Below are 7456 nucleotides of genomic sequence, written 5' to 3' on the forward strand. Positions count from 1 at the left end.
AGCTGGCTGAGGGCTCCGCGCCCGGCGCGCTTGTGAAATCCGGCGAAGACCAATACCGAAATCCAACCTGCGGACTCGCGTCATGAGCGAGGGACCACCGGGGGGCAGGTCACCGACGGTGGCCTGATGAGGGACCTGCGGAAGGCGCTGATGCAGCGGATGCTGGGCGCGGAGCTGACCGAGCATCTGGGCTACGAGCACGGCGAGGTGGCGCCACCGGTGCAGACGAACCGTCGGAACGGTGTGAGCCGGAAGACGGTGAAGAGCGAGGACGGGGCCTTCGAACTGGCGGTTCCGCGCGACCGGGAGGGGAGCTTCGAGCCGCGGCTGATCGGCAAGGGCCAGACCCGGATCGACGGGCTCGATGACAAGATCATCGCGATGTACGCGCGCGGGATGAGCGTGCGCGACATCCGCGGCCATCTCGAGGAGCTGTACGGGCTCGAGGTCTCGCCCGACCTGATCAGCCGTGTCACCGACGCCGTGCTCGACGAGGTGAAGGAGTGGCGCTCGCGGGCCTTGGACGCGGTCTACCCGGTGGTGATCTTTGATGCGCTCCGCGTGAAGATCCGCGACAAGGACAGCCGGATCGTGAAAAACAAGGCGGTTTACCTGGCTCTGGGCATCACCGGCGAGGGCGAGCGCGAGGTTCTCGGGCTCTGGATCGCCGAGAACGAGGGCGCGAAATTCTGGCTCTCGGTGATGACCGAGCTGCGCAACCGAGGGGTCCAGGACATCCTGATCGCGGTCGTCGACGGGCTGAAGGGCTTCCCCGAGGCGATCACCGCCGCCTTCCCCCAGACCATGGTGCAGACCTGTGTCGTTCACCTGGTCCGCCATTCGCTGAACTTCTGCTCCTGGAAGGATCGCAAGGCCGTCGCGGCCAAGCTGCGCGAGGTCTATGTCGCCGAGACCGCCGAGGCGGCCTGGGACGCGCTCGAGGCCTTCGACGCGGACTGGGGGCGGCAGTATCCATCGATCGCCCAGGCCTGGCGCCGGGCCTGGCAGGAGGTGATCCCGTTCTTTGCCTTCAGTCCCGAGATCCGTCGAATAATTTACACCACCAAAGCGATAGAAAGTCTCAACAGAATCATCCGGAAGGCGATCAAGACCCGGGGCTCGTTTCCCTCGGAGGATGCCGCCGAGAAGCTGATCTATCTCGCGATCCGGGGCCATGAAAAAACCAGCCGAACCGTCAGAGGGTGGCTGACAGCGGTCAATCAGTTCGCCATCATGTTCGAGGATCGCTTCAAGCCCATCCAGGGCTGAGCGCGGTCAGAAAGGGATCCGGACCGGCCGCCCGATACACAAAGCCTCTGACACTCCCTGGCGTGTTCCAAGGCGATGTCCGGATCGACCTCACCAACCCCAACCAGGTCCGGGCCGCCCTCGCCGCGCGCGCCAGTCTGGCGGCCCAGATTGGGGGGAAATCGACGGAGCGGTCGGTCGCCTTCGTTCTCCTGATCGACGCGGCGGTGCCGAGGCTTCGCCTCGATTTCGACGATTTCAACCTCTCGCTCCCCGCGATCGACTCCCCGGTCCTCGACCTTTCGACCGGGTGTGATCTGCCCTTTGGCTACCTGAGCGCGCCCTTTCGAGAGCTGGCGGGCGCGTTCGACCGTCTTGCGTCCACACTCGGTCAGACGGTCGCGGTCACCGTCACCCCCACCTCGCCCAATCCTCCGAAGCTGCGGATCACCGCGAGCGCCGACGCGCCGACATGGCTTGTCGCGGATGGGATACCGCCAATCCGGCGCGCTTCTATGTCGTGATCAGCCTTTCCGGCGGCGGCCAGATCGCCACGCTCTCGGGGTTCGGCGCCTCTGGAACCGAGACCTCCGCGACGATCACGGGGCAGGTCGCCGCGGGGCGGCCGCTGTCCCTGCCATGCGGCACGCGACCGCTCCTTCGGTGAGCCTCGGCGACCGGCGCGACCCTCGTGCCCGTCGCCGAGGCTCAACTCCCGGCGCTGTGGAAGGTCACGCTGCGGGCGGGCATCCGCTTCGAGCGGCTGATGCTCTATGCGACCGATGACCCCACGGCGGCGATCGCCTTCGCGGGCGCAATCGAGCTCACGCCATCGGGCGCGCGTGATCGAGCTCAGGCTCATCGAGCCCTATCCGTTCCGGCTCATCGAACGGGCCGCAGGCGCGGTGACGGATCTCGGCCGCCGCGTCGCCTCGGTGATCTAGCCCGTCGGCGCGGCCGCCGAACCCTATGCGCTCTGGGCCGTCGAGGAGCGGCCGGACCTCGCGCTGCCCTACGTCCACCCGGCCATCCTGCGCACTCCCTCACCACGGCGCGTTTGAAGCCGATCCTTTCGCGGAATTTCAATCCCCATGTCCGCAGGCTGCTCTCGATTGAGCTCCGGGTCAGAATGACCGTCGCCACTTCGTAGATCCGTCTGCCGAGGACGCGCGCTTCGCGGGTGCATGGCGCGCCACTCATTCGCGGCGCTCATGAATGGCATTGAAAATACTCGTTGGACGATATGTCTCGTACTTGTGAAAATAATTGACCGATCAATCAACGTTCGCGTTGTTTCATTGGGATAGCGCCATGCCCATGGGCATTTTCGACGTCAATTTTCCGCGTTTTCATGGCGGATGATTTTGGATGCAGAACACTATGAAAAATAAGATAACTCCAGCATCTTTTGCTGACGCTAATGTCATTTCCAATGATTTTGGAGCGCTCGCGTATTACTACGGAACGCCCGGCGCGGACACGATCTACGGCGGCTCGGACGGCGACCAGATCTTCGGATATGGCGGCGACGACCGCGTGGGCGGCCGAGATGGCAACGACACGATCCGCGGCGGCGACGGCGCCGATTTCATCTACGGCGAGGGCGGAAACGACCTCGTGTACGGCGAGCTCGGCAACGATACGGTCGACGGGGGCATCGGCGCCGACACCGTCCTTGGCGGCGACGGCGACGACAGCCTCTACGGCAGCGCCGGGGCCGACCTGCTCTATGGCGACGCGGGCCGGGACCGGATCTTCGGCGGGCTCGACGACGACCAGATCCAGGCCGGCGACGGCGCCGACACCGTGTCCGGCGGCGCCGGAGCCGATTTCATCTATGGCGACGCGGGAGATGACTCACTCGCTGGCGAGGATGGCAACGACTACCTCTCGGGAGACGCGGGCAGCGATCTTCTCACCGGAGCCGCGGGCAACGACACGCTGCACGGCGGCGACGGCAACGACTATCTCGCCGGCGGCCTGAACGAGGATTACGTGACCGGCGGGCTCGGCAGCGACCTCATCTATGGCGAGGACGGTTACGATTACCTGCTCGGCTACGAGGGCAACGACGTCATCTACGGCGGGACCGGGAACGACACGATCGGCGGCGGCGACGACGCGGATTCGCTCTATGGCGACGCGGGCGCCGATGTCATCGGCGGCGGAAGCGGCGCCAACCGGATGTACGGCGGCGCGGACAACGACCAGATCACCGGCGGCGACCAGAACGACCTCGCCTCGGGCGACGACGGCAACGACCGCGTCTCCGGCGCCGGGGGCCAGGACACGCTGAGCGGCGGGACCGGCGACGATACGGTCAGTGGCGGCGATGGCGACGACCGGGTCTACGGCGACTCTGGCAATGACGTGCTCGACGGGGGCGCGGGCAACGACACCATCGATGGCGGGGATGGCGGCGACGTCATCTACGGCGGCGGCGGCGACAATCGACTGCTCGGTGGCGCCGGCGATGACCTGATGTTCGCCAACGAGGGCGACGACACGCTCGAAGGCGGCGCCGGCGCGGACGAGATGCAGGGCGGGCTCGGCGACGACGCGTATCACGTCGACAGCGCGTTCGACTTCCTCGTCGAGGAAGCCGGTGCGGGAACCGACACCGTCCTCTCCACCGCCAGCTACGCGCTCCGCTCGAATTTCGAGAATCTCGAGCTGCTCGGGACGGCCNTTCCTCGTCGAGGAAGCCGGTGCGGGAACCGACACCGTCCTCTCCACCGCCAGCTACGCGCTCCGCTCGAATTTCGAGAATCTCGAGCTGCTCGGGACGGCCGGGATCGGCGGCACCGGCAACGAGCTCGCCAACCGGATGACCGGCAACGACGGCATCAACGCGCTGAGCGGGCTCGCCGGCAACGACGTGCTCGACGGACGCGGCGGAGCCGACGTGCTACGGGGCGGCGACGGCGGGGATCGCCTGTCCGGCGGCGCGGGGGCGGATATCCTGATCGGCGGCCGCTCTGCGGATGTCTTCGACTTCGACCTCGCGAGCCATTCGGCGCCGGGGCAGCGGGACGTGCTCCGCGCGGGCGACGGCGGGCTCGCCTTCGACGGCGCGGGCGCGGCGGCCGGGGACCGGATCGACCTCTCGGGGATCGACGCGAACGGCGGCGCCGGTGGCAACCAGGCCTTCCGGTTCGGGAGCACCGGCACGGCGGGGATCTCGGTCGTGACCGAGGGCACAAATACCGTGGTTCGCGGCAATACCGACGGGGACGCGTCCTTCGAGTTCCAGCTCGTCATCGAGGACGGGGCGCTTCGCCACACGGCCTACACCGCGGCCGATTTCATCCTCTGACCTCGCGGCGCCGCCCGAGAGGGCGGCGCCGACCACCGACCGTCGCGAGGAACAATCCTCCGACGAAACTCGCGTCGCGCCCAACACCGGGCCGTCGGCGCGAGATCACCCAAGACGAGGATACTCGCAAGCCTCCCCCGCGGCGGCCGAGGTCCGGGCCGTGACCTGAATTCCGGGCGCCGCTTCGGGAACGGAGCGCTTGTGCGGAGCGGCGGTTTCTCGGAGAATGCGCGCATTGACGCCTCCGGGCCGTGCCCGACACGCCTCCGCCCCCGACGCAGCGCCCGCGAGAGACCCTCACATGCCGCGCAACCTGGACCTCGCAGCCCTGAGATCCTTCGTGGCGGTCGCGGAGATGGGCGGGGTGACGCGCGCCGCGCAGCAGCTGAACCTGACCCAGTCGGCGGTGTCGCTGCGGGTCAAGCGGCTTGAGGCGGTCTTCGGGCAACCGCTGCTGCGCCGCGACGGGCGTGGCGTCGCGCTGACGACGCATGGCGAGCGGCTGGTCGAGCTGGCCCGGCGCATGCTCGAGATGAACGACCAGACGCTGGTGCTCATGACCGACGCCGATCTCGCCGGGGAGATCTGGTTCGGCGTGCCCGACGACCTGCTCTATCCCCGCGTGCCCCGCGCGATGCGCGCCTTCGCGGACGAGCATCCGGCGGTGAAGGTGCATCTGCGCTCGGCGCAGACGCGGACACTGAAGGACGAGATGGCGGCCGGAACGCTCGATCTTATCCTCACCACCGAATCCGAACCCGGGGCTGGCGCGGAATCGCTCGTCGCCGAGCCGCTGGTCTGGATCGGGGCCCCCGGCGGGCGGGCCTGGCGCAAGCGGCCGCTGCCCCTGGGAACGGTGGCGAACTGCATCTTCAACCGGGCGGCGATCGACAGCCTCACCGCCTCGGCGCTCGACTGGACGATCGAGATCGACAATGTCTCGAATTCGGCGGTCGAGGCGAGCATCGCGGCCGACCTCGTCGTCCGGCTCCAGATGTGCAGCACCGTCGACCCCCAGTTCGAGATCATCGACCACGGCGGCGATCTGCCGCCGCTCCCCGAGTTCCATGTCAACCTGTACATGACCCCCGGACCGCGCGGGAGGCTGGCCGCGCCCCTCGCCGCCCATCTCCGAACCTCCTTCGCCGAGGCCGCGCTTTTGGCGGCGGAATAGGTCGGCGCGCTCGCCTCCGCGCTGGTCGACAGGCGCCCCCTGCGTCGGAGAGCAACTGGCGGAGCTGGCGTGCGGCCACTCGGTGCGGGATTTCATGTTCGGCCGGTTGTCACGGAATTGGCCACGCACCGCCGACGCGCGGAGGCCGAAGACATGCGACCCATGCGGGCATGCGTCCGAATTGTTGACGTGCCGCCGAAAGCATGCGCTATATATGGTTGTCATGGTGCGGATTATCTACCGCAGGTTGGAGAATAGGGAAGCCGATGCGAGACCGTTGCTGCCCCTGTAACTGTAAGCGGCGCCTCCCTCTCTCAGTTATTCATATGTTGTTCTCGGCTTTTCGTGTGGCGAAGCCTTCGGCGAGATGTGAGAAGCCGCGCCATAGGACGGCAGCGCATAGTGGGGCATCGTGCCGGCGATCGAGATGGCCAACGAGGCAGGCGACGCGGATCGCCGACCCGGGCGACGCCGGTCAGCGCCACCCGAACCCGGTGTGCGCCTCCCTCTGAAGGGATCACACCGCCTTTGGATCGTCGCGGTTCGCGCGCAGGTTCGCTCGTGCTTGGGCGATCAGGCGCGCCATGTCCGAGGCGACCTCGCGCTGCTCCGAGATGAGCCCGTCGAGCTCGCGCTCGGTGACCGCCTTTGGATCCTTGGCCTCGGCTTTGTCTGCTGTCGATGTGGGCGAATTGGGCGGAGGCGGGTTTGGCGCGAGGGGTTCGCCGTGCCGTGCCGTCTCGGTCCTGGCCATCGCGGCCCCTTCCGGGTCCGGCTTCGGAGGAAGGCTCGGGACGCTCTCGGCCGTGCCTTCGCCGGGCAGGGGCGTCTTCGGCATCACCGGCGGCTCTTCGAGTACCTGCTTCTCCTGATCCGCGAAGATGCGCCGGAGCGCGCGATCGTCGAAATAGCGCACCTTGTGGAGCCGGACCGGGTTCTGGTCGCGGATGAGCGCGACCGCGGCGTCCTGGCCGAGCAGGCGGATCTGCTCGGGCCGGATCAGCCGCACACCCTCGTGGCGCTCCTGGATCGTCGCCGCGTCCCAGCCGCGCTGGCGCCAGGACTTCACCCGGGCCAATCTCGTCTGATCGCCGATCGCCTCGGAGATGTAGCGCGGCGTGTCGAGATCGGTCGGCGCCATGAAGAGCTGGAGCTCGCAATTGCCCATGAAGTTCGCGGCGCCCTCCGGTCCATAGGTCTCCTTGAGATTGGCGAGCGATTGGACGATCAGCATCAGATGCGCGCCCGAGGAGCGCACCGTGGTGATCGCCCGGCCCATCTCCTCCATCTTGCCGAGCGAGGCGAACTCGTCGAGCAGGAAGAGCACGTCGAACTTGTCCTTCTCACCCCTGTCGGCTTCCTGGAGCGCGGTGAACATCTGCTGGAACATGAGCCGGATCAGCGGCGCGAGTACGCCGAGATCCTTCTGGCCCACGCAGAGATAGACGCTCGCGGGGTCGGAGCGGAAGCTCGTGATCTCGAAGTCGCTCGCGGACGTCGCATCGCGCACGTCCGGATCGGCCCAGAGCCGGAGCCCGCCGTCGAACATCACCGATACGTAACTCCCGAGCACCTTCTCGGGCTGGCTCGCGAAGCGGTTGAAGATGAGAGCGGCGGTGCAAAAACCGGCCACGGTAGCGGCGGGATAGTCCGGCCGCGGGCGGAGTAAAATCCGGCCACCTATTTCCCTTCTGCATTGAACGCAGGAGGGACAGGGG

The 7456-nt window shown here is 67.3% G+C and carries 6 protein-coding genes and 1 pseudogene; 5 read left to right on the top strand and 2 right to left on the bottom strand.

Annotated features, from left to right (window positions below):
• The first annotated feature begins 60 nt into the window (after nt 1-60).
• Both ACLJK8_RS21165 and ACLJK8_RS21170 read left to right on the top strand, forming a co-directional pair.
• Complete coding sequence (locus tag ACLJK8_RS21165) at nt 61-1269, top strand: IS256 family transposase (protein ID WP_413152388.1); 1209 nt, start codon at nt 61-63, stop codon at nt 1267-1269.
• Nucleotides 1270-1331: 62 nt separating this feature from the next.
• Nucleotides 1332-1772 carry a hypothetical protein gene (locus ACLJK8_RS21170; protein ID WP_413152378.1) on the top strand — a complete coding sequence of 147 codons (441 nt, stop codon included), beginning with the start codon at nt 1332-1334 and terminating at the stop codon, nt 1770-1772.
• Here the strand turns inward: ACLJK8_RS21170 and ACLJK8_RS21175 are convergent.
• Nucleotides 1762-1896, bottom strand: a complete 135-nt coding sequence (locus ACLJK8_RS21175; protein WP_413152380.1) for a hypothetical protein — start codon at nt 1894-1896, stop codon at nt 1762-1764. The genes ACLJK8_RS21170 and ACLJK8_RS21175 overlap by 11 nt on opposite strands.
• Before the next feature lie 732 nt (nt 1897-2628).
• Here ACLJK8_RS21175 and ACLJK8_RS21180 point away from each other — a divergent pair.
• From ACLJK8_RS21180 to ACLJK8_RS21190, 3 genes and pseudogenes are all read left to right on the top strand, one after another.
• A pseudogene (locus ACLJK8_RS21180) lies at nt 2629-3789 on the top strand (calcium-binding protein); the annotation flags it as partial.
• Nucleotides 3790-3853: 64 nt separating this feature from the next.
• Nucleotides 3854-4564, top strand: a complete 711-nt coding sequence (locus ACLJK8_RS21185) for a hypothetical protein (protein WP_413152382.1) — start codon at nt 3854-3856, stop codon at nt 4562-4564.
• Nucleotides 4565-4865: 301 nt separating this feature from the next.
• On the top strand, nt 4866-5738 hold the full coding sequence (locus ACLJK8_RS21190) for a LysR family transcriptional regulator (RefSeq protein WP_413152384.1): 873 nt from the start codon (nt 4866-4868) through the stop codon (nt 5736-5738).
• A 517-nt stretch (nt 5739-6255) separates the two neighbouring features.
• Here the strand turns inward: ACLJK8_RS21190 and ACLJK8_RS21195 are convergent.
• Nucleotides 6256-7371, bottom strand: coding sequence for a type IV secretory system conjugative DNA transfer family protein (locus ACLJK8_RS21195; RefSeq protein WP_413152386.1), 1116 nt, complete (start codon nt 7369-7371; stop codon nt 6256-6258).
• Nucleotides 7372-7456 lie beyond the last annotated feature (85 nt).

Origin of the sequence: Amaricoccus sp. W119, assembly GCF_047275745.1 — a bacterium.
GTDB lineage: Bacteria > Pseudomonadota > Alphaproteobacteria > Rhodobacterales > Rhodobacteraceae > Amaricoccus.